Here is a 22,429-nt window from a genome sequence, read left to right as displayed (position 1 = left end):
CCTTCAAATTTTCGTGACCACCAAAATTACATACTTCCGATTTCAACAAAGAGTGTCCCAATAACTCATCCAACATCAAAATATCTGAGTTAGGTGGCCTCTTGTAAAATTAAAAACAAGCTTCAACTGCCATTTTTCGAGTTCTTGAACTGACTCTGTTTAGGTGCAGGGTGAAAATCGATGACTGGCCCAAATGTGATATTATTGTTGGCCGGCGATGACGCCGGCTTACAATAAGAGGCAGCTTTGAGATGTTTTCGGTTTGTGAAAATAGCTCAAAGTGTCTCCACATTGTTCCGGCCAGAGGTAATCGATTTTCACCCTGCACCGGCCCTCATACGGCAACAAAAAAAGTCCAAACCCACAAAAGGTTTGAACTTGAATTTTAGCTTTAACTTTTACAATTGCGCCAACGTACTCCAAATTAGTTGGATGTTTAGGATTATTAGGACTACGGCAATTATCCAGGAAAGATACTTGACCCATGGTCTATTAACAAATCTTCCCATCAGATCTTTATTGCTGGTAAACATGATCAGCGGAATCATCGCGAATGGCAATGCGATTGACAAGAACACCTGCGAGAACGTCAGCAAACTTTCGATCTTTGCTTCGTTTCCGTGGTAGTAAATCGCAAACCCAAGCACAGGCGTGATCGAAATCAGACGAGTCAATAGTCTTTGTGCCCACAAAGGCATTCTCAAATGGATAAATCCTTCCATGATCAACTGACCAGCTAGCGTACCAGTGATAGTTGAACTTTGACCAGATGCCAACAGTGCGATGGCAAAAAGCATACTGAGCATTGGACTGGCAATAGCACCAACGATCTTTGAATCGCTCAAGGCATTGAACAAGTCAACGAAACGACCTAAGTCACTCTTTGTTCCATAAAACAGTGCAGCACCTAAAATTAAGAGCAAACTGTTAACAACAAAGGCAATAGTCAATTGGATATTGGAATCAGCAACGGTAAACTTGATTGTTTTTTTAACAGATTTTTCATCATTGATGTCGTACTTACGGGTCTGAGAAATTGATGAACCTAAATACAGATCATGTGGCATAACCGTAGCACCAACGATACCTAAAGCCATGTATAGCATAGGTTGATTAGTTAAAATATCCACCTTTGGAACGTATCCATCGATAATTCCTAAAGCATCTGGCTTAGCTAGATAAACTTCATAGGCGAATACTAATAGGATAACTGCGACTAATGTCGCTACGATAGCTTCGATTTTGTGGAAGCCTAAACGCATTAAGAATAGCAGTAATAAAACATCAAATGCGGTAATGGTAATACCGACAATCAATGGAAAACCGAATAATAGTTTTAAGGCAATACCTGAACCAATGATCTCGGCCACATCAGTCGCCATGATGGCTAATTCGGTAATGACCCAGAGAATCAATCCTGCCCATTTAGAGGTTCGATCTCTAGTCAATTGTGCGAGATCTCGTCCGGTTACGATACCTAATCTGGCTGACATAGCCTGCAATAGCATCGCGATCAAACTTGATAGCAATACGACACTCAGTAGCGTGTACTTAAATTGAGCACCACCACCCCACCACCGATAGATGTGATCCAGTTACCAGGATCCATGTACCCGACCGCGATCAGTGCACCCGGTCCGGTGTAGGCCATCAGCGTTCGGAAATAACCCTTATTTTCCGGTACATCAATGGTCCCATTAATTTCATCGAGACTTTTTCGTTCATCACCAGTTCCCCCGATGAACTTCTCGTCATCCTTTGTCTCTTTGTTCATGACAAAAGCTCTCCTTTTCGTTGAGTTTTGCTAAGATGTAAAAACATTTAACATAATATATTCAATAAATAATCATCAACATAAATAATACTACTCATGCTATGTTTTTTCTTACTTTGAGAAATTTATTTCTAAATATTTTTACACAAAGAAAGAGGAGCTAATTTCTGTATGAATCAACTCCTCTACAAAGGCTATTTTTCTAAATTATTGAAGTGATTTAACAAGCTGTGCGCCGTCTCGACGAAATAGTTGATTGCGACTGGAATGGTTTTATCAGAGCCGACATAGCGTGGATCGTGTAAATCGGCAGCGTCTTTAGCACCATTTGATCCGATAAAGGCAAAGGTCCCTGGTATTTTTGCCTCAAAGGTAGCAAAATCTTCAGCAGTCATTGTCAAAACAGGTTTAACAACTGGCTGGGACAATCCCGATGCGACTACTTGAGTGATCTCTGGATCATTATCGATGGGCAACGCACCCGTAGTCCAATCAATTTCGGCTTTTTGACCAAAGGCTTGCGCAGTATTATTTACGATTTCAAAAAATCTTCGTTTCACTAACTCAGTATCTTCTTCATAAAATGTGCGGGCAGTCCCTTCAAAAGCCGCTGTCTCTGGTATCACGTTCCAAGTCTTGCCGGCATTAACTTTCGTCACGCTGACCACTACCGCATGGAACGGATCATTGTTGCGACTGACAATGGTTTGCAGCTGCGAAATGATTGCGGCCTGAGTGACTATCGGATCAGTGCCCTTTTGTGGCTGTGCACCGTGAGTTCCATTGCCTTGAATTTTCACGACAAAGCGATAACATCCCGCCATCAAGGGTCCTTGATCCAATGCAATTTGGCCAACTGGCATCGTTGGGTTGTTGTGAAAGCCGGCGATTGCTTGAACGCCATTTAACACATGCTTATTCAACACTTGATCTCCACCATGTCCTGCTTCTTCAGCTGGTTGAAAAAGCAGTCTCACCGTGCCCTTTAACGAATCTTTTTGCTGATTCAGCAAATAGGCGGCACCTAAAAGACTGCTGAAATGAATATCGTGTCCACAAGCATGCATGACTCCATCATTTTTCGATTTATAAGGAAGGTTGGTTTGCTCGGTAACAGGTAACGCATCGATATCAGCACGCAGCGCAATTGTTGCTCCTGCTTCATTGCCACGTATCTCTGCTAATAATCCCGTATCCAATTCTGTATCGACTATCGGAATGTTCCAATCAGTTAAGATCTGTTTGATTTTTTCCGTCGTTGCGAATTCTTGGTTCGACAATTCTGGATATTGATGGAATTGATGACGCAATGAAACTATTTCATCGACTAAACTTGTTTTTACGGTATCCATTTTCTCACCTACTTATTAAATGCTGAATTGATTGCTCCTTCTAGGTCATTGATGAGATCGTCGCTGTCTTCCAAACCAATTGATAATCGTAAGAGTTGATCAGTAATATGACTCTTCAAACGTCGTTCTTCTGGTATTTCACGATGAGTGATCTTACTTGGATTGACGATCAATGACCGACTATCGCCCACATTAGGCAAATACAAAAATACATGCGTAGCATCGATCACCTGGTCAGTTTGTTCCGGAGTTCCATCTAGTTCAAACGACAGCACTGTCCCGATTCCTTTTGGAAAATACTTGGTTGCTAGATCATATTGCGGCGAATCTGGCAAAGCACTGTAGTAAACCTTTTTGACATGAGGATTTTTTTCTAAAAACTTGGCGATCTTTAAACTAGTTGCCACTTCTTTATCCAAACGTTCTGTGATCGTTTCGAGACCTAATAGCTCTAAATAGGCATCGACTGGGCCTAAAACAGCTCCCATTAAACGAACGTATTTCATGCGGATCCGTTTGATAAAGGCCTGTTTTCCAAAAACGTTGGAGAAACTGTAGTTCTTAGGAAAGTTAACATTTTTTAAACTATATTCGTTTTCTTGAAATTGCGGGTATTTGCCGTTAGCCCAATCAAAGTTTCCACCGTCAACAATCAAACCTGACACGACATTGCCATGTCCACTGATACCTTTGGTTGAAGAATAGACAACGATATCGGCACCGAATTCGATAGGTCGAAGTAAATACGGCGTTGAAAAAGTATTATCGACGATCAACGGGATATTTGCTTGATGAGCAATTTCAGCTAGTTTTTCGATGTCAGCAATTTCTGTAGTCGGGTTCGAGACGCTTTCGACGTATATCGCCTTGGTATCAGGCTGGAGCAAACTCTGAATTTTTTCAAAGTCATTGACGTTTTCAACTAAATCAAAATTGATTCCATATTTAGGAAACAGCGTCTCAAATTCATCTAGGGCTGCACCGTAAATGTCATAAGGTGCGATGATGCGGCCACCACCTTCAGCAACATTCAAAATTGCGTAGGTGATCGCAGCCATACCTGATCCGACAGCGACCGCATCAACACCACCGTCTAATGCCGCAATTCTTTTTTCTAAAGTATTGACGGTTGGATTACCAACACGAGAATAAGTGTATGACCCAGTCACCACGCCTGAAGCAATGGCATCCCCTTGCACGGCTGTTCCTAATGTAAAAGCCGCACTTTGGTAAATTGGGATCTGGGCAGCATTCTCATGTTCTTCGGGATTAAATCCGCCGTGGATTCTTAAAGTATCAAATTTATCTTCGCTCAAATCTCATTCACTCCTTAATTATTCAGTGACGCCAAAATTCAACTTGTCTTGGATCTCACGTCTAAATTGTAAAAATTCATCGCTAGTTCTTTCTCGAGGAAAATCGAGCGGATTCTCCACTATCTCTTTGATTTTTCCAGGTCTAGGCGTCATAACAACGATCCTAGTTCCTAAATAAATTGCTTCATCAATATCGTGGGTAACCAAGATCATCGTTGTCTGAGTCTTTTTCCAAACTCGTTGAATAACATCCTGGACATCTGCTCGTGTAAATGCGTCCAGAGCTCCCATTGGCTCGTCTAAGAGCAATAACTCGGGTTTCAAGACAATTGATCTTGCCAAAGCTGCACGTTGTGCCATACCACCTGAGACTTGATGAGGATAAGCATTCTCGAACCCTTTTAGTCCCATTAAGTCGATATATTGGTCGACTAAATCACGGTCATAATTTTTTCCATGAGTTGCTTTTAAACCAGAGCTGATATTTTCTCTGATCGTTTCCCAAGGGAACAAACTTCCGTGCTGAAAAACATATCCTCTTGAAACATCTGGCTGAGTGACAAGTTTGTCGTCTACCGTGACCTGCCCATGTTCAGGAGTATCCAGTCCTGAGATGAGTCTCAACAATGTAGTTTTGCCACAGCCTGATGGTCCGATGATCGAGATGAACTCGCCTGAGCCAACGTTTAAATTAATATCTTGCAGCACGTTGATTTTTTGACCATTATTGTCGTGCAAAATTCGGTCGACGTTTGCAATATCTAGTTGAACCATAATTAACTCCCTCTCTAATTAGACTGGTCGCGCCAACGTAGGACGTAGCCTTGAATTTTGTTTAATAAACTAAAAATGACTGAGAATAAGATCGCCATGATGACGATAGCGGCATAGACTTGCGTATAGTTTCCGACACCTTTGGCCCAGTTGATGTACCAGCCTAAACCAACTTTGGCGCCGATCATTTCAGAAATTACTAACATCGTAAATGACAAGCCCATGGCTGTATAAATTCCGATAAAGATATTTGGCAAGGCCCCAGGGATCACGACTTTGCGCAAAATTTGCGACTCTGAAAAACCTAGCGTTTTGGCTGACTCAAAGTAATCGCTGGAAATACTTTGAACGCCACCGATAGTCATAAATGCGACTGGGAACCAGACGGCAAAGGCTATCAAGAAAATTTCAGCCATATAACTAGTTGGGAAAATCACCATTGTTAGTGGCATCCAAGCGGCAGCTGGAATAATACCAATTACCTTTAAATATGGAAAAGCCCAGTAGTTGAATTGACGATAACGTCCCATGAATAATCCGAGGATTACACCGATAACAGTTCCGATAACGAAACTGATCAGCCACAATCCTAAGGAAGACCAAGTGGATGCCCACAATAGTGCATGGTCAGTCCACATTTGGTCGAGGATCTGAGCGAAACTAGCGAAAAATGGCAACTTGATCACGGCAAATTTTTCAGTGAGTAAATCTTGAACGATCAATAATATTCCAATCGATGCGTTCAGCTGGGCAAAGTGGCCGCTGTACAGACGAATTTTTCCATGAACGAAGGTCCCAATTCCGTACACAATTACTAAATACGCAAAATATGCGATCAAAAACCAAGTGTAGGCACGATTATTAACGAATTCTTGTGCCGGTACAAATAAATTTTCTAAAAAAGCGACGACGACTGTTAGCAAACTGATGACGTTCCAAGTTTGGCTGAATGACTTCCAGTAAGTCGTTTGATTTGTCTCTTCATTTGGTGATTCAGGAATGTCCTTATTTGATGATGTGACAGACTCTAGCATCATTTCTCCCCCATCCTAATTTTTCTCATTTGGATTCCAATATGCTTGTTTGAGCAATTGTGAATTGTTGGTATCTTTCTTCAAATAACCAGCCTTCTTCAATTGGGTAATGTAGTAGTTCATATCTTCTTTACCCTTATCCAAGTTCAAGTGGAAATGCTCGTCTTTTAAGATCTGAGTAACATTTTTTTCATTAATGAATTTAGTCTTTGAAACGTAGCCTTTGCTTAATTCAATGTGAGCCGTTTCTTCTGGATGCTTGTTGATCCATTCGGCTGCTTCTTGATAAGACTTCACGATAGCTTTGGCTTTTGGTTCGTTAGATTGGATCAATTTATTTGAGATGTACAAGTAGCAGCATGAACCCATCTTCTTCATACCCATGTTGGCCATCTTTTGATTTCCATCCGAGTTGTTGTTATCAATAATTGCTTTAAATCCGTTTTCTTGTTGTGCTTGATATGCATATGGATCAACGGTACCGATGGCGTCTACTTGGCCTTTTTCAGCAGCCTTAGCTAACAGATCAGTACTGAAGACTTTCCAAGTAACATCCTTCTTTGGATCTAGTCCAGCGTGTTGCAAAGCGATAGATGTAACGTATTGTGGCGTTGAACCTTGAGCTGGAATACCAATTGTCTTACCCTTCAAATCTTTTACGCTAGTGATGTTTGAATCCTTTGGTACTAGAAGTTTGATACAACCTTGGTGAATACCACCAGCGGCCTTGATCTGGGCACCATTTTGAATTGCTGGCAAATATTGGAAATCGCCGTTTTGTGCATCGTACTTGCCACTGGCGAATCCTGCCTCTAGATCACTGATATCACGTGGATTGGCAACGATATTAGCCTTGATACCATTTTTCTTAAAAAAGCCTTTTTCATAAGCAATATAGTTTGGTGCGTTACAAACTGATCCGTCTTTTGCAGGGACAGTTATCGACCCATACTTATACTCCTTATTACCATTTTGACTGGCTGAACTGTTCCCGCAGCCCGCTAATGTAAAGGTCAGAGCTAAAACTCCGACGATGATTCCTAACAATTTTTTGTAATTCATGTAATTCTCCCCCTCAAAAATTCCAAAAAAATACGCCCCAATGTCTCTCGACATAAGGACGTTATTGACGTGTTACCACCTTTATTCAAGCATCCCTCACGGAATGCTCCTTAATAAGAAATTAAATTTCTCATACCTGATAACGGAGGTATCCGACCGCATCTAACTGTTCGATACGATTTGTAAACGCGAACCATATTCAATAGCTGTTCAATACCGATTCTCACTCAACACGGCTCTCTGTGATCTCGCAGGTTATTTACTCATTCGTTGAAATTAAATTTTTATGATCAGTTAAAACATTTAAGCTAGCAGCCAGATCTTTGATCAAATCCTTAGGATCTTCGATACCAATCGACAATCTCAGTAGTTGATGGCTAATGCCAGCTTTTTTCAAATCAGCTTCGGAAAGTTCAGCGTGACTCATCTTGTAAGGCAACTAGATCAAGCTTTCGACAGCTCCTAAACTCACTGCTAATTGAATCAAGTCAAGATGTTCGACAAACTTAGTTGCATCAAGTCCCGCTTGAAGTTCAAACGAAACAATACCACCGTAGCCATCCGTCTCATCTTTAGCAATCTCGTGGTCCTTAGAACCTTCGATGCCAGGATAATAAATCTTAGCGATTTCGGGACGTCCTTGTAAAAATTCGACGATCTTATCAGCGTTGCTTAAATGACGATCCATTCTAACTGCTAAGGTTTGAATACCTCGTCTGATCAGGCTGGAATCTTCTGGCGACAAAACTGAACCAATACTGTTTTGATTAAAGTAAATTTGATCGGCAATATCTTTATCCTTGGCAACTGCTAAACCAGCAATGACATCCGAGTGTCCTCCTAAATACTTGGTAGCTGAGTGAAGCACGACGTCAGCGCCTAAGTCCAACGGTCTTTGTAAATATGGCGTCAAGAACGTATTGTCGACGATTGTTAACAAGTTATGCTCTTTGGCAATTTTTGAAACAGCCTTGACGCTGGTGACCTTGAGCAATGGATTCGTAAAGCTTTCAAAATAAATCGCCTTGGTATTAGGTTTGATAGCTGCTTCGATCTCGTCAAGATTTTGCGTATCGACTAAAGTGAATTCCAAGTTCCACCGTTTAAAAAATTGATTGATCAATCTGAAAGTGCCGCCGTAGATCTCTTTTCCAATGATGATGTGGTCTCCAGCTGAGAAAATTGCTAGCACTGAATGAATTGCTGCAATTCCAGATGAAAAAGCAAATCCTCTAACGCCATTTTCTAGCGATGCGATTTGGTCTTCCAAATATTGACGCGTTGGATTCCCAGAGCGTGCATAATCAAAATTAACCTTGGCATCGACTTTGGGATAAATATAAGTCGATGAGTTATAGATCGGCACGTTGACCGCACCAGTATTATTATCATTTTGTGGTTTTCCATGAACCAATTTCGTATCAAATTCAGACATAGCAATCTTCTCCTTCCAAAAAAAAATCGCCCCTGCGCAGAATTCACCTGCACAGGGACGACTATTAATCGTGTTACCACCCAAATTCGTTTAGCCGTTGCCGACTAAACCTCAAAGGCACAATCATGCCCGGGATTTTATCGTGATCCCCACGTACCGCAAGCTTGCACTATTGGTATTTGCTCAGAGCTCATGTTCGAAAAATGTTTAAGTCCATCCTTTCACCAACGATGGTCGCTATTCAACTCGACTAATTTTTCTACTCTTCTCGTCAACACAAGTATTTGATTAACTCGTATAATAATTTTTCTTTTTCTGAAAGTCAACAGGATATTTTTAATAAAAAACAAATTTATATCCAAAATACCAGTATTAAAAGCAGTTTGCATGATTAAAATTAGTTTAAAAAAATTTGAAAACACAAAAAAACTACCAGCGATTATTCGTTGGCAGCCTGATTATTTTTGTAAATTCTTTTGATCGTACTGATTGAAATATCTTCATCATAATTATTCTTAAAATAACGCTGGATCTCGGTCCAATTGCAATCCAAATTCATTGTCACGACTAAGACTAAACGCTTTGCCGGTTCAGTTAAGTGACCGGTCTTTGAACCATGGACTCGGAAATCACCAGTGAATTTTTCAGTCAATTCCCCTGATTGAATATCAACTATCCGTTGACTATTATCCAAAACTTTCTGGTTAAGTTCTTTTATTTGAGCAGCAAAGTCATCGAATAAACGACGATAATTTGCTAACTCGCTTTTATAATTTTCATTTTCACGGACTAACTTCTGATAGGTCTCATCAGAAACACTGGTATTAGAAGCTTTAGTAGTTTTTTCAGTAGACTTTTTAACCTTACTTTTGAAAAAGTATCCGGTCGAATAATCTGGATAATTTTGAGTAGCATGCTGCGAATCAGTTCGAACACTATCGATAAACTTGGAAACAGTCGCTTGAATGTTTTGAATATCGCGACTATCAACGATCAATAATGAATAGCCCGACTTTTGTGCAAAATTTAAAATTGCATTTAATTGATCCGGTTGCACATTTTCATCTGAAAATTCGATCAGAGCAGTAGTTTTGTTAATTGCAAAACTAAAATCCACTGGTATCAAGGAATCAAATTTTCCAGACCGCAGGTCGTCAAAAGTAGTTTGCGTTTGATATTCAATTTTGAATAAATCGAGTACTTTTTTAATTTGTTCTTTGCCAACTGATCCGTTGCTCATTTCTTACCTCCAAATGCGTCTAGAAACAGTTTAAATTAAATTGAACAAAATACCAAACGAAACCTTATTCAACTAAAAAAGCCGAATCCCACGAGATTCAGCTTTTTACATATATTGACTTAAATCAGCATCGACAATCCATCTGAATCGAGGATCTTGACCCTTAAGCCTTTATTTTCTAATAAGTTGTCACTGGCCAATTTCGTCAGCTTGCGACTGATCGTTTCTGGTGTCGTTCCGAGGTAAGTTGCAATATCCTTCTTCTTTAATGGCAAGGTAAAACTAGTCTGGTTTAGTCCGGCGCTGGTTTCCAATAAGTAATTTGCCAAACGACTTTCAACGTTTGAAGTCGTTACCTCAGTATTTTGTTGCTCTAATTGCGTGATCCTTTGACCAAAGGCGTTGACCAAGTTAATGGCTAATTCCGGTGAATTGACCATTAATTTTTGGAAATCACTTCGAGAAATCGAACAAACGTGAGTTTCCATCAAGGCTTGTGCAAAACTTGCACGTTCCTTAGTCTCGAAAAGTGCTGCTTCACCGTCGAAATCGCCAGTCTGCAAGATTCTGATCATTTGTTCCTTGCCATTTGGAGCAATTTGAAAAACCTTGGCTTGTCCATGGGCGATAATTTGCAGCGCATCAGCTTCGTCGCCAGCATGATAAAGAAACTCGCCGCTTTGGTAACGATGTTCCGAAACAACTTGCGATAACGTCTCCAAGTCTTTTTCAGGCAATGTTTTAAAAATTGGTACTAATAATAGACAATCTTCATGCGTATGCTCATGGACCATTTAAATCACTCCTTAATCAAACTCTGCTATGGCTTATACAATAAATGTAACCTAAAAACGATTAATTAAACTGGATCTTAGGCGTTTTCCTTAACTCTAACCTTTTTAACTTCATATCCTAGTTCAGTAATAACATCTGACAACTTGTCGCCACTAGTGATGTCTTCATCGATATTTGCTTTAACTTTTGCGGCGTTGAACATAACCTTAACGTCAGAAACGCCCTTTTGGTTTTCAACCGCCTTTTGAATTTTTGTCATACATGAAGGGCAAGTTAAATCGCCCAATTGTAATGTAACTCTTGCCATTTTCTCTTACCTCCGTGTTTTTCTTCTCTACAACTACCATCATATTCTGATTGTTGATTGATTAACTTGATATCGGTCAAGTTTTAAAAAATTTTTCTAATAATATCGTTGTAGCTGTCCGACTGGAATCTATCCGGTCTCTAACTAACTTACAAACACCATTCTACGTTGGTTTTGGATGTAAAAAATTGATTACCATCAAGTTTATAAATAAATTTGATAATTTTTTTTACAAAAATCTCGAATAAAACAAACTCCTACTTAGACTATATAATAAAAGGGATTATCGCACTATTGATCCATCACGAACACTCGATTTTTTTCATGAAAATGAAGTTTGACTGTTGCAACCGGAAAAATCATGTGCTATTGTATTTCTAAATTAAAAATTAATTAAATTTATGAAAGCAGGATTAGAAAATGAAGTTGTCAGTCAAAAGCAATACGTTAAATCATATATCTTCTTCATGGTATTACTACTTTATCAACGAGTGATCGCGACCTTCGGGTGTGTCGGTCACGGCACATTCGATAAAGTAGATTTTTAACGTGTTTACTTGATCGAGTGATTATACAAAAATTACACTTGGTTAAGTAGGACAATTATCATTGACTTCTGTTTGTTTAGCGGTCGACCAAGTGTATTTCTACACTTGATCGACCGCTTTTTTGTTTTTTAAAACGCATAAGATGGGAGCAATACATTAATGAAATACATGACAGCAGGAGAAAGCCACGGACCAGAAGAAATCGCAATTATCGAGGGAATCCCTTCCGGATTGCACATTTCAGAAGAAGACATCAACAAAGAATTAGCTCGTCGCCAACATGGTTATGGACGTGGACAACGCCAAGTCATTGAAAGCGACACAGTCAAATTCCTATCTGGCGTTAGACATCAAGAAACGCTAGGTTCACCAATCACCTTGAACGTTCATAACGACGACCACAATCATTGGGCCAGCATCATGGCACCTAACGATATCGAAACTGATGAGAATTCAGTCAGAAAAGTTATGAGACCAAGACCAGGACATGCCGATCTCGTCGGTGGCATGAAATATCGTCACTTTAAAGATCTCAGAAATGTTTTGGAAAGATCATCAGCTCGAGAAACAGTCATGAGAGTTGCTGTTGGAGCCGTAGCTAAACAACTACTGAAACAGTTAGGCATCGACGTTCATGGATTTGTTTTAAACATTGGGCCAGCTAAAACTAAATTAGAAAAATTAGAAAATTATAAGACTTTAAATGATCTACGAGAAGTATCCGAAAGCTTTTCAACTAGAACGCTAGATGAAGAAACCGATAAAGAAATGCAAGCCGTTATCGACAAGGCAAAAAAAGAAGGTAACACCGTTGGCGGCACCGTTCAAGTTTTTGCAACTGGAGTTCCTGCCGGACTTGGTTCTTATGTAACTGCCGACGACAAACTCGATGCCAAAATTGCCCGAGCAATTGTCGGAATCAATGCGTTTAAGGGCGTTGACTTCGGAGGCGGTTTTGACAACGCTGAAAAATTTGGTAGCGAAGTGATGGATGAGATCTTCTGGTCAGAAGACAAAGGTTTCTACCGTGGCTCAGATAACTTAGGTGGTTTCGAAGGCGGCATGACTACCGGCGAAATGATCAAAGTCAGAGGAGTCGTTAAACCAATTCCAACGCTTTATCGTCCAATGCATTCAGTCGATATCGACACGCACGAGGATCACAAAGCTAGCATCGAAAGATCTGATACAACTGCAGTTACTGCCGCAGCAGTCATTGCTGAAAGCATGGTCGCAATTGAATTAGCCAAAGCTATTCTTGATAAATTCGATAGCGACAACTTAGGAAGATTACAAGAACAACTCAAAACTTACAAAGAAGAAATCAAAGAATTCTAAAGGAGAAGATTATTATGGATGAAGATATTAGAAATATTCACGCAATGAAAATGTTAGCCGTTGAAGCAATCTCAAACGCAAATTCGGGACATCCCGGAATCGTTTTAAGTGTGGCACCTATGCTCTACACCCTAGCAACTAGACATTTAGTCGTTGATCCTGAAAATCCTCAATGGATCAATCGTGATCGCTTAGTCTTATCAGCTGGACATGGCTCAGCACTTCTATACAGCCATCTTCATCTATCAGGATTCGACGTCAGCATCGATGACTTGAAACGTTTCAGACAACGCGGTTCCAAAACTCCCGGACATCCCGAATTTGGTGCAACGCCTGGTGTTGATGCCACAACTGGTCCCCTTGGACAAGGTGTTGGTATGGCAGTCGGAATGGCTGTAGCTCAAAAAAGACTTGAAGCAAAATTTGGCGATTTGATGGATCACAATACCTTTGCAATTGTCGGCGACGGCGATTTAATGGAAGGAATTTCTCACGAAGCAGCTGAATTTGCCGGCGTCAACAATTTGAATAAACTAGTGATCTTATACGATTCAAATTATGTTTCATTAGATGGACCAACTAGTCGTTCATTCAAGACTAATCAAAGAGACCGTTTTTCAGCTTACGGATTCGATACTTTCCTAGTTGAAAATGGCGACGATATCGAAGCAATCGATGAAGCAATCACCAAAGCTAAAGCTTCACCAAATCCAGCTTTCATCGAAATTAGAACTATCATCGGCGAAGGCACTCCTAATGAAGGAACTAATAAGATCCACGGTGCCCCACTTGATGAAAATGGTCTCGACGTCTTGAGAAACAATCTTGACTGGCATGAAGCACCATTCACAGTCCCAACCGACGTTGAAGAATCATTCCGTGAAAAAGTTATGATCCGTGGTCAACAAGCTCATGCTAAGTGGGAACAAGAATTAGCTGATTCAACTGATCGAGCAGAAATCTTACGTGACTTTGAAGTACCAGTTTCAATCGATGCTTCAAAATTGACTACCTTTAAGCCTGGCGACAAGAATGCCGGAAGAAAAGTTGGTCACACAGCAATGAACGACATTGCTAAACAAGTTCCTAACTTAATCGGTGGAGCTGCCGACTTGGCTTCATCAACAAAAACAGAAATTGACGATGCTGGTACCTTCTCAGCTGACAATCCATTAGGTAAAAATATTCCTTTCGGCGTTCATGAATTCGGAATGAGTACGATCATGAATGGTATCGCCTTACACGGTGGACTCAAGGTCTTCGGCTCAACTTTCGCAGTCTTCTCAGACTACTTAAAAGCTGGTATCAGATTGAGTGCTTTACAAAAATTACCAGTCATCTACGTCTTCACCCATGATTCCATCGCCGTTGGACAAGATGGACCAACTCATCAACCAATCGAACAATTAGCTGGACTGCAAAGCATCCCTAACTTAAACGTAGTTAGACCAGGAAGTCCTAACGAAATCGTTTCCGCTTGGAAGATGGCCATCGAATCAACTAATCGTCCAACAGTTATGTTCTTAAGCAGACAAGATATTCAAGAATTGCCTTCAGACAACAATGCCAGCCTACTAGAAAAACGTGGCGGCTACGTAGCAAACTTTGAAAAAGGCAAATTATCAGCAATCTTGTTAGCAACAGGTACTGAACTAGAATTAGCTAAAGCTGCTCAGGCAGAACTCGAAAAAGACAATATCTTCACCCGAGTAGTCTCAATGCCAGACCAAGCTAAATTTTTACAACAAGATATCCTCTACCGCGAATCAGTTCTTCCTAACAATCAACGTCGTCGGATCGCAATTGAAATGGCTAGTCCACTGGGCTGGGCTAACATCGTTGGCTTAGACGGCAAGATCATCGGAACTGAAACGTTCGGTGAATCAGCAACACCTGATGAAGTGATCGACGATTTCGATTTCAATATTGACAACGTCGTATCATCAGTGAAAAATCTTCTATTCAAAATGGAAAAGGTGGGATAACATGGCAAAAGCTTTATACGGGTTGATCGGATACCCAGCAATGCATTCAAAATCTCCACGCATGCAAAATGCCGCTATGCAAGATCTCCAACTCGATGCCATGTATCAAGCCTTCGAGTTTGCACCTACCAAGATGAATGAAGAGATCCAAAAGTTGAAGCTTCGTAACATTCATGGTTTTAACGTCACCATGCCTTACAAAAAAGCCATTATTGATTACCTTGACGAAGTTGACCCCGTTGCTAAAAAGTTGCAGTCAGTCAACACAGTTAAAAAAATCAACGACAAATGGGTAGGCACATCGACTGACGGTCCCGGATTTTGGCACACAATCAAGAATGACCCTCAAAAAGTCGTCTTGATTGGTACAGGCGGAGCTGCAAGAGCCATCATTTCTAGTAAGCCCAATGGAATCAAGCTTTCCGTCTTCAATCGCAATTCGAGACGTTTTCCTGAACATCAGCAACAGATGAAAGACCTGTTCGGGATCGAGTTACAAAAGCTTTCTGAGATCGACAAAGACCTACAAGATGCTGATTTGATCATCAATGCCACTAATGCCGGTATGCGAGACAACGAAAGCGTCTTAACCGAGCAAGACTTTTTACAGGCAAAAAATACTGCTCACGTGGTTGATATTATCTACCGCGACTTCCCAACTAAGTTTATGGAAAATGCCAGATCAGCCGGTTTAACAGCTGAAAATGGCGAGAACATGTTGATAGCTCAAGGCGTTCTTAGTTTCCAATTCTGGTTCGGGCAAAATGCACCAGAAGAATTAATGACCGAAATGGTTCATAGCTAAAAAAACTAATACAAAAGGATGAATAAATATGATTATTGAATTAAAAGATGAAACAGCAGCTAACAAAGTAATGGAGCAAGCTAACGATAAGAAGTTAGAACACGTTTTCCAACATAAGAACCGTATCGGTTTTGTTGACCAAAAAGCATTAGGCGACGTGCCTTTTGAAATCAAAGACGTTGAACAAGTTATTACTGAACATCCGGCCGCAATCCAAGCTAGTCGTTTGTTCCACCCAGAAAATACCGTAATCAAAACTGAACACAGCACAATTGGCGATGGCAGTTTCTCATTGATTGCCGGTCCTGACTCAATTGAATCTGAAGAACACATCCAATTGATGGGTAAAGACGTTAAAGAATCTGGTGCAACACTCTTGCGTGGTGGCTCATTTAAACCTAGAACAAACCCATACTCATTCCAAGGTTTGGGTGAAGAAGGACTCAAATGGCATCGTGAAGCTGCCGACAAATTAGGCATGGACATGGTCACAGAGATCATGGATACCAGAGACTTGGAAATGATCGACAAATACACTGACATGTTCCAAATCGGAACTCGTAACATGCAAAACTTCGCCTTGTTAAAAGCCGTTGGTAAAACTAACAAACCAGTTGTCTTAAAACGTGGTATGTCAGCAACAATTGACGATTTATTGAACGCTTCAGAATACATCGCTGCTGGTGGAAATCACCAAATTATCTTGATGGAACGTGGTATCAGAACCTTTGACAACAAGTACACACGTAATACTTTCGACGTTTCAGCTATCCCTGTTTTGAAAGACTTAACACATTACCCAGTAATCGGTGACCCATCACACGCTGCTGGCGTTACTAAATTCGTTGAACCAATTGGTCTTGCTGCCGCTGCTGCCGGTGCCGATGGTTTGATGGTCGAAATTCATAATCATCCTTCAGAAGCCTTTGTTGATGGTAAACAAGCTTTAACTCCTAAACAATTCGATCATTTAGCAAAGGTTGCAACTGATATTCATAACCTAGTGAAAGAAGAAAAATAATGATAACCGTAACTCTACCTAATAAAACATATGACGTAAAAATCGAAATGGGTCTTGGTCGAAAAATCGGCGAATCTGTCCAACAAGTTTGGTCAAAACGAAAAGTTATCGTCATTACTGACGAACAGGTTGGCGACTTATATCTACATACGACAATTTCCGAATTGAAAAAGGCTGATTTCGATGTCATTACCGCTACCGTTCCTGTGGGCGAAAAATCGAAAAGTCTAAAGTTTGTTGGCGAGATCATTCAAACGATGGCTGACAATGGATTCACTCGTGGCGATGGCGTCATTGCACTTGGAGGTGGAGTTGTCGGCGACTTATCTGGTACCGTCGCAAGTTTATACATGCGCGGGATCGCATTTATTCAAATCGCAACTTCAATGACTGCAATGGTCGATTCTAGCGTTGGTGGCAAAACTGCTGTTAATTTAGGACAAGTCAAAAATATTATCGGTTCGTTCTACCAACCAGACTTAGTCTTGATCGATCCAATTTTTTTAAATAGCTTATCAGAACGTAACTTAGTCGAAGGTTACGGCGAAGTCGTTAAATGCAGTGCCCTTGAAGGCGGCGACTTCTTCGAACTTACCGGCAAAATAAAAAAAATCGATGACATTTTAGCTAATGCCACCGAATTGATTGAACGTTCAGTTAATTTCAAAGCCAATGTGGTTATGAAAGACGAAAAAGAAAGCAACTTGCGTCGGATCCTTAACTTCGGTCATACGTTAGGTCACGCCATTGAATTATTAGCTAACGGAAAATTGATGCATGGCGAGGCTGTTGCGATTGGAATGGTGACAATTTCTAAGTGTTTTGAAGCTACCAATGTCACTCCAGAAACCGTCACTTCTGAAATAAAATCTCGTTTAGATGCAGTCGGACTTCCCACCTCATCAAACTTGATCGGTACTCCAGAATTCTTTGACCACTTAAAAAACGACAAAAAAAATGACCACGGAACTTTGAATCTAGTCGCTTTAAAAAACATTGGCGAACCCGTCATCGTTCCTACTAAACTAACTGAAATGCCTGACTTTATTGCACCTCTGAATCAGAAATAATTGCATCATAAGGAGAAGTAAAACTATGAAACAACTACCAACAACAGAAAACGGATTGCACGGGACGATCGTCGTACCTGGAGATAAAAGTATCTCCCATCGAGCTCTAATGTTTGGAGCCATGGCAAACGGCACAACCAAAGTTCTCAGACGTCTAGATTCTGCTGATGTATCAAGTACCATCAGCGTTTTACGATCCTTAGGAGCAAAAATCACTGAATTGGACAACGACATCACCGAAGTTATCGGGACAGGCGTTTCTGGTCTTAAAGATCCCACAGTTGACCTAGATATGGGTAATTCAGGAACTTCGACTAGATTACTAACTGGTCTGATTACTGGAGCCGGTTTACAGGCAACGATAACCGGTGACTCCAGCTTGTCAAAACGTCCAATGGATCGAGTTATCGATCCCCTTTCTGAAATTGGCGGCAAATTCACATCTGATCATGGGCATCTACCATTGACGGTTCAAAAATCTACACTCAGTTCAACTATCAAGCAAACTTTACACGTCGGCTCTGCTCAAGTTAAAAGTGCTATCCTCTTGGCCGGATTAGCTGCTGGATCTGACACCTTTGTTACCGACCCCTTCCATACTCGAAATCACACCGAACAAATGCTTCCAAAATTCGGCGTAAAGGTCGATATCAAGGGCGACACCATCCATATCCCAGCTAATCAAAACTTGCAACCTGCTGAGGTTGAAGTCCCTGGCGATATTTCGTCAGCTGCTTACTGGATAGTTGCTGGGCTAATTACTCCAAACAGTGAACTAACAATCAAAAATGTCGGAGTAAATCCAACTCGAATCGGACTTCTAACCGTCCTTCAACAGATGGGTGGCGACATTACGATCAATCAAAAAGATGATATCGGTGAACCAATTGCTGATATTACGGTAAAAACTAGTCAGCTTCATGGAGTTGTAGTTGGCGGAGACATCATTCCTTCCTTAATTGATGAAATACCGATGATCGTTTTAGCTGCCACTCAAGCAACCGGCACTACCGTTATCAAAGATGCTGCCGAGTTGAAAGTCAAAGAAACCGACCGAATCGAAACTGTACAAGAAGAGTTAAACAAGTTAAATGCGGATGTTACGCCAACCGAAGATGGATTTATTATCAAAGGTGGCAAACAGTTAGTGGCACAAGACACACACGTTTCCGGACACGCTGATCATCGAATTGCAATGATGCTAAGTATTGCAGCTTTGGTCACCAATGGTACTATTATTTTAGATGACGATGAGAGTGTCAAAATCTCTTATCCAACATTTTTTAATAACCTGGAAGGAATCGTGTAATCATGACAAAAGTAATCGTAGACGGACTTGGCTCAATGGGTAGTTCTTTAGCCGAGCAATTAGAAAGCAACAATTATTATGTAGTTGGAATAGATGATAATCCATCTACAACCCAAATTGCTTTATCTGAAAATGTAGTTAATGAAATTGGACATTTGGATGCTGAAACAGTCAAAGATGCTGATTTAATCATACTTTGCACACCTGTTTCAGTGATCATTAAACAAATCAATACTTTAAAACAATTACATTTGAATCCCGATACGATCATCATGGACATTGGCTCGACCAAGGGAGAAATTCTCCAAGCCGCAGCTGGTTTAAATAACTTTATTGGTGGACATCCAATGATCGGTACCGAGCGTAAAGGTATCGTCGGTCGTGATAAAAATATGTTCAAGGGTACGCCATTTTTCTTGATTGGCGATGACTCGCTAGCAGCTAAAGTTGAAAAACTATTAGCTCCTTTAGGTTCTGATTTTCAACAATTATCAGCTAAAGAACATGACTATTTGACTGCAGCAATTAGTGCTTTGCCACATCTAGTGGCCTATGCCCTAACTGACTCGGTCGATAAAATGTTGCCAGAAAACAAACTTAATTGGCAAAATCGCGTTGCAGGTGGCTTTTCAGACACTACCCGTATCGCAAAATCTAACCCAAGTCTTTGGACAGATATCATCATGTCAAACAAGCAACAGATCCTTGAAGGATTAGATGACATGATCAATACACTATCAGACTATCGTCATGACTTAGAAAACGGCGATACTGAATCATTAAATAAGAAAATATCAAAAGCTCAAGAAATTAGAAAAAAGGTAGGTGAGTCTAAAAATGGCTGACACTGTTATGCTAATTGGCTTCATGGGCGCTGGTAAAACTACCGTTGGACAGCAGCTCGCTCAAGCTACTAATCAAAAATTTTTAGATTTAGATGATGAATTCGTGAAAGAAACTGGATCTTCGATCAGCGATTTTATGGAGGCTCACGGCGAAAGTGGCTTTCGTGAAATGGAAACGAAGGTTTTAGAAAATAGACTGCAAAGCCCTGGTGTTATTAGCACTGGCGGTGGAATAATTGAATCTGACGTAAATCGTAAGATCATTGAAAATAGCGATGCAACGGTCATCTTTTTACAAGCTGACTTTGCGACTGTCTTACAACGTTTATCCTCAGATACTGACCGTCCCCTATTGCGCCAGCTATCAATGAAAGAATTGCTCGACCGCTGGGAATTTCGTCAGCCACTCTACAATGAGGCGGCGGATTCAGTGATCATGACTAATGGCAAAGAGCCACATAAGATTGTCAGCGAACTGACTAATATGTTGGCTTTACCAGACAATTCACTAGTTTCATTACGCAGTCAGATCGACAGTCTTGATCGTCAAATTCTACATCTAATTTCTGAACGAGTTAACGTTGTCAAAGAAGTAGCTAACGTCAAGAAGCAAACTGGCATGTCAGTGGTTCAAAACGATCGAATGGATCAGATTCGTTTGGAATTAAAAGACGAATTCAGTCATAACCCGAATGTTTCTGATGAATTGATCGATGAACTAGTCGACTTACTTACATCAACTGCAATCGATAAAGAAAAGAAAATGATTGGCTAAATTAAAGAACTCGAATTCCCTGTATTCAGGTTATTCGAGTTCTTTTTGCATTCATGAACAGATATACTAAAGCTAACAGTTATTACGCCGTTATATTTTTTGCATGTAAAAGACTTTTGGCAGATAATTTAACGCCCATAGTCCTTAATAGAGTTGAGGAGACGAACAATGAATATTGGAAAAAGAATATCCACCCTTCGCCAAATGAAAAATTTTAGTCAGGACGATTTAAGCGTGAAACTTCACGTTAGCCGCCAGACTATTTCAAATTGGGAAAATGACCGAACTTATCCTGACATCAATAGTTTGGTGATGCTGTCTGATATTTTTGCAGTCTCCTTAGATAATCTAGTTAAGGAGGACCTCCCGCTAATGAAAAATGAAATCAAACAAACACAGATTAGATTATTAGCCATCGGTTCAATCAGTGTTATCATCCTAACCTATCTCTGTTTATTAGTGTTGAAATGGTCAGTATCTTTAGGGTCATTATTAGTTGGCGCCACGACTGTCTTGGGACTAGTTATGATTTATTATTTTTCAAAAGTCATCAATTCAGCAAATCTCAAGACATTTCGTCAGGTGGTCGACTACGTTAACGGAAAGCCAAGCCAGCCAGTCACCCGTTCGAAAAAACAGACCATCGTTCAGACATTGATTGGCCTCGTGATCGGTCTGGCATTAGGATTACTGATCATTTGGCTAATTTTCCACTTTGTTCTACACGTCTTATAATATCGGAGGATCATTATGGGCTTAGAGGATAAGGACTACTTAATGCGACAATACAGCCAGATTTCCAAGATGCTAGGAAGCATCGTCAATAAAGAATCAATGGAACAAATCATTCATTTTGATGTAAAAGAGGAACAGAAAATAAAAAAAGACGAAGCCTGACGGTTTCGTCTTTTATTTTGTACCATGGTGAGCTTGTCTCATCATTTCTTCAAGCATATCCCCATTATGTTTGCCCTGATTAAGCTCAACCATTTCCCCGGTTGCAACGTAAACTGTCCATTCGGCCAAATTTACGATATGGTCGCCGATTCTTTCTAACATTCGATCGACCATTAAATAACTAGAACCCATGTGCGCCGTAACATAGCCATCTTGGATCGAATCAGTTACCAATGATCTCGTTAAGATGTATGACTTATCCACCTTGAGATCTTCTTTGGCAACTGAACGAGCTAATTCCACGTCATTTCTGACATATGAATCCAACGCCTGTTCGAGCATCGTCCTAATTTGTGCAGTCATATCAGCGATATTTTTTTCTACGATCGGTAAACGTCGATCGGACTCCCCCCGAATTGTTTCTTGAGCAATACTGACGGCATGATCGCCGATTCGTTCCAAGTCAGAACTAGCTTTTAAAATAACCATGATAATTCGTAGATCTGTTGCCACAGGTTGTTGTAACGCAATGAAATCAAAAGCCTCTTTTTCGAGGTGTACTTCCTCTCCATTCGTGTTCTGATCATTTTCGATTACTTCCTTAGCTAAATTATTATCATGCATCGTAAATGCCTTAGTTGCTTGATAAATTTGCTCGCTCGTATTAATGCCCATCTGCATAAATTGGTCATGCAGCTGGTTTAGTTCGCTTGAAAAAAGCTTTCGCATATTGTGTCCTCCGGTTCA

19 protein-coding genes and 2 pseudogenes are annotated in these 22,429 nt (G+C 40.5%); 10 read left to right on the top strand and 11 right to left on the bottom strand.

Annotated features, from left to right (window positions below):
* Window positions 1-398: 398 nt before the first annotated feature.
* The 10 genes and pseudogenes from LKF16_RS08865 to LKF16_RS08820 all read right to left on the bottom strand — a co-directional run bounded on the left by LKF16_RS08865 (window position 399) and on the right by LKF16_RS08820 (window position 11,089).
* Window positions 399-1,774 (bottom strand): annotated as a pseudogene (locus LKF16_RS08865) (Nramp family divalent metal transporter).
* A gap of 194 nt (window positions 1,775-1,968) precedes the next feature.
* Window positions 1,969-3,126: an amidohydrolase gene (locus tag LKF16_RS08860; RefSeq protein ID WP_291470631.1), complete on the bottom strand. Its 1,158-nt coding sequence runs from the start codon at window positions 3,124-3,126 to the stop codon at window positions 1,969-1,971.
* Window positions 3,127-3,134: 8 nt separating this feature from the next.
* Window positions 3,135-4,442, bottom strand: coding sequence for an O-acetylhomoserine aminocarboxypropyltransferase/cysteine synthase family protein (locus LKF16_RS08855; protein WP_291470629.1), 1,308 nt, complete (start codon window positions 4,440-4,442; stop codon window positions 3,135-3,137).
* 18 nt (window positions 4,443-4,460) lie between these two features.
* The gene (locus tag LKF16_RS08850) at window positions 4,461-5,216 is read right to left on the bottom strand and encodes an ABC transporter ATP-binding protein (protein ID WP_291470627.1); all 756 of its coding nucleotides are present in this window, start codon (window positions 5,214-5,216) and stop codon (window positions 4,461-4,463) included.
* A gap of 14 nt (window positions 5,217-5,230) precedes the next feature.
* Complete coding sequence (locus tag LKF16_RS08845) at window positions 5,231-6,250, bottom strand: ABC transporter permease (protein WP_291471072.1); 1,020 nt, start codon at window positions 6,248-6,250, stop codon at window positions 5,231-5,233.
* A gap of 15 nt (window positions 6,251-6,265) precedes the next feature.
* Window positions 6,266-7,312: an ABC transporter substrate-binding protein gene (locus LKF16_RS08840; protein ID WP_291470625.1), complete on the bottom strand. Its 1,047-nt coding sequence runs from the start codon at window positions 7,310-7,312 to the stop codon at window positions 6,266-6,268.
* 259 nt (window positions 7,313-7,571) lie between these two features.
* Window positions 7,572-8,747, bottom strand: a pseudogene (locus tag LKF16_RS08835) (trans-sulfuration enzyme family protein).
* Window positions 8,748-9,186: 439 nt separating this feature from the next.
* On the bottom strand, window positions 9,187-9,987 hold the full coding sequence (locus tag LKF16_RS08830; RefSeq protein ID WP_291470623.1) for a hypothetical protein: 801 nt from the start codon (window positions 9,985-9,987) through the stop codon (window positions 9,187-9,189).
* 119 nt (window positions 9,988-10,106) lie between these two features.
* On the bottom strand, window positions 10,107-10,781 hold the full coding sequence (locus LKF16_RS08825; protein ID WP_291470621.1) for a Crp/Fnr family transcriptional regulator: 675 nt from the start codon (window positions 10,779-10,781) through the stop codon (window positions 10,107-10,109).
* Between the two features lie 77 nt (window positions 10,782-10,858).
* Entirely contained in the window at window positions 10,859-11,089 is a 231-nt protein-coding gene (locus tag LKF16_RS08820; RefSeq protein ID WP_291470619.1) for a heavy-metal-associated domain-containing protein, read from the bottom strand.
* 707 nt (window positions 11,090-11,796) lie between these two features.
* On the opposite strand from LKF16_RS08820, the gene aroC reads away from it, so the two are divergent.
* The 10 genes from aroC (at window position 11,797) to LKF16_RS08770 (ending at window position 21,682) form a co-directional block, all read left to right on the top strand.
* Window positions 11,797-12,975, top strand: coding sequence for a chorismate synthase (gene aroC / locus LKF16_RS08815; RefSeq protein WP_291470618.1), 1,179 nt, complete (start codon window positions 11,797-11,799; stop codon window positions 12,973-12,975).
* 14 nt (window positions 12,976-12,989) lie between these two features.
* Window positions 12,990-14,960 carry a transketolase gene (tkt, locus tag LKF16_RS08810; protein WP_291470617.1) on the top strand — a complete coding sequence of 657 codons (1,971 nt, stop codon included), beginning with the start codon at window positions 12,990-12,992 and terminating at the stop codon, window positions 14,958-14,960.
* A gap of 1 nt (window position 14,961) precedes the next feature.
* On the top strand, window positions 14,962-15,765 hold the full coding sequence (gene aroE, locus LKF16_RS08805) for a shikimate dehydrogenase (protein ID WP_291470616.1): 804 nt from the start codon (window positions 14,962-14,964) through the stop codon (window positions 15,763-15,765).
* 28 nt (window positions 15,766-15,793) lie between these two features.
* Complete coding sequence (aroF, locus tag LKF16_RS08800; protein WP_291470614.1) at window positions 15,794-16,786, top strand: 3-deoxy-7-phosphoheptulonate synthase; 993 nt, start codon at window positions 15,794-15,796, stop codon at window positions 16,784-16,786.
* On the top strand, window positions 16,786-17,856 hold the full coding sequence (aroB, locus tag LKF16_RS08795; protein WP_291470612.1) for a 3-dehydroquinate synthase: 1,071 nt from the start codon (window positions 16,786-16,788) through the stop codon (window positions 17,854-17,856). Before aroF ends, aroB begins: the two co-directional genes overlap by 1 nt.
* Window positions 17,857-17,881: 25 nt before the next feature.
* Window positions 17,882-19,165, top strand: a complete 1,284-nt coding sequence (aroA, locus tag LKF16_RS08790) for a 3-phosphoshikimate 1-carboxyvinyltransferase (protein WP_291470611.1) — start codon at window positions 17,882-17,884, stop codon at window positions 19,163-19,165.
* Window positions 19,166-19,167: 2 nt separating this feature from the next.
* A complete protein-coding gene (locus tag LKF16_RS08785; protein ID WP_291470610.1) occupies window positions 19,168-20,010 on the top strand; it encodes a prephenate dehydrogenase in 843 nt (280 codons plus the stop codon).
* Complete coding sequence (locus tag LKF16_RS08780; RefSeq protein WP_291470609.1) at window positions 20,003-20,785, top strand: shikimate kinase; 783 nt, start codon at window positions 20,003-20,005, stop codon at window positions 20,783-20,785. The genes LKF16_RS08785 and LKF16_RS08780 overlap by 8 nt, the downstream gene beginning before the upstream one ends.
* A gap of 168 nt (window positions 20,786-20,953) precedes the next feature.
* Window positions 20,954-21,520, top strand: a complete 567-nt coding sequence (locus tag LKF16_RS08775; RefSeq protein WP_291470607.1) for a helix-turn-helix domain-containing protein — start codon at window positions 20,954-20,956, stop codon at window positions 21,518-21,520.
* 15 nt (window positions 21,521-21,535) lie between these two features.
* Window positions 21,536-21,682 carry a hypothetical protein gene (locus LKF16_RS08770; RefSeq protein ID WP_291470605.1) on the top strand — a complete coding sequence of 49 codons (147 nt, stop codon included), beginning with the start codon at window positions 21,536-21,538 and terminating at the stop codon, window positions 21,680-21,682.
* A 12-nt stretch (window positions 21,683-21,694) separates the two neighbouring features.
* Here the strand turns inward: LKF16_RS08770 and phoU are convergent, their stop codons facing one another.
* Entirely contained in the window at window positions 21,695-22,411 is a 717-nt protein-coding gene (phoU, locus tag LKF16_RS08765) for a phosphate signaling complex protein PhoU (RefSeq protein ID WP_291470603.1), read from the bottom strand.
* Window positions 22,412-22,429: the final 18 nt, after the last annotated feature.

The organism is Companilactobacillus sp., assembly GCF_022484265.1.
Taxonomy (GTDB): Bacteria; Bacillota; Bacilli; order Lactobacillales; family Lactobacillaceae; genus Companilactobacillus.
The sequence above is the reverse complement of the archived record's forward strand: the minus strand, read 5'-3'. Positions and strand labels throughout refer to the sequence as shown.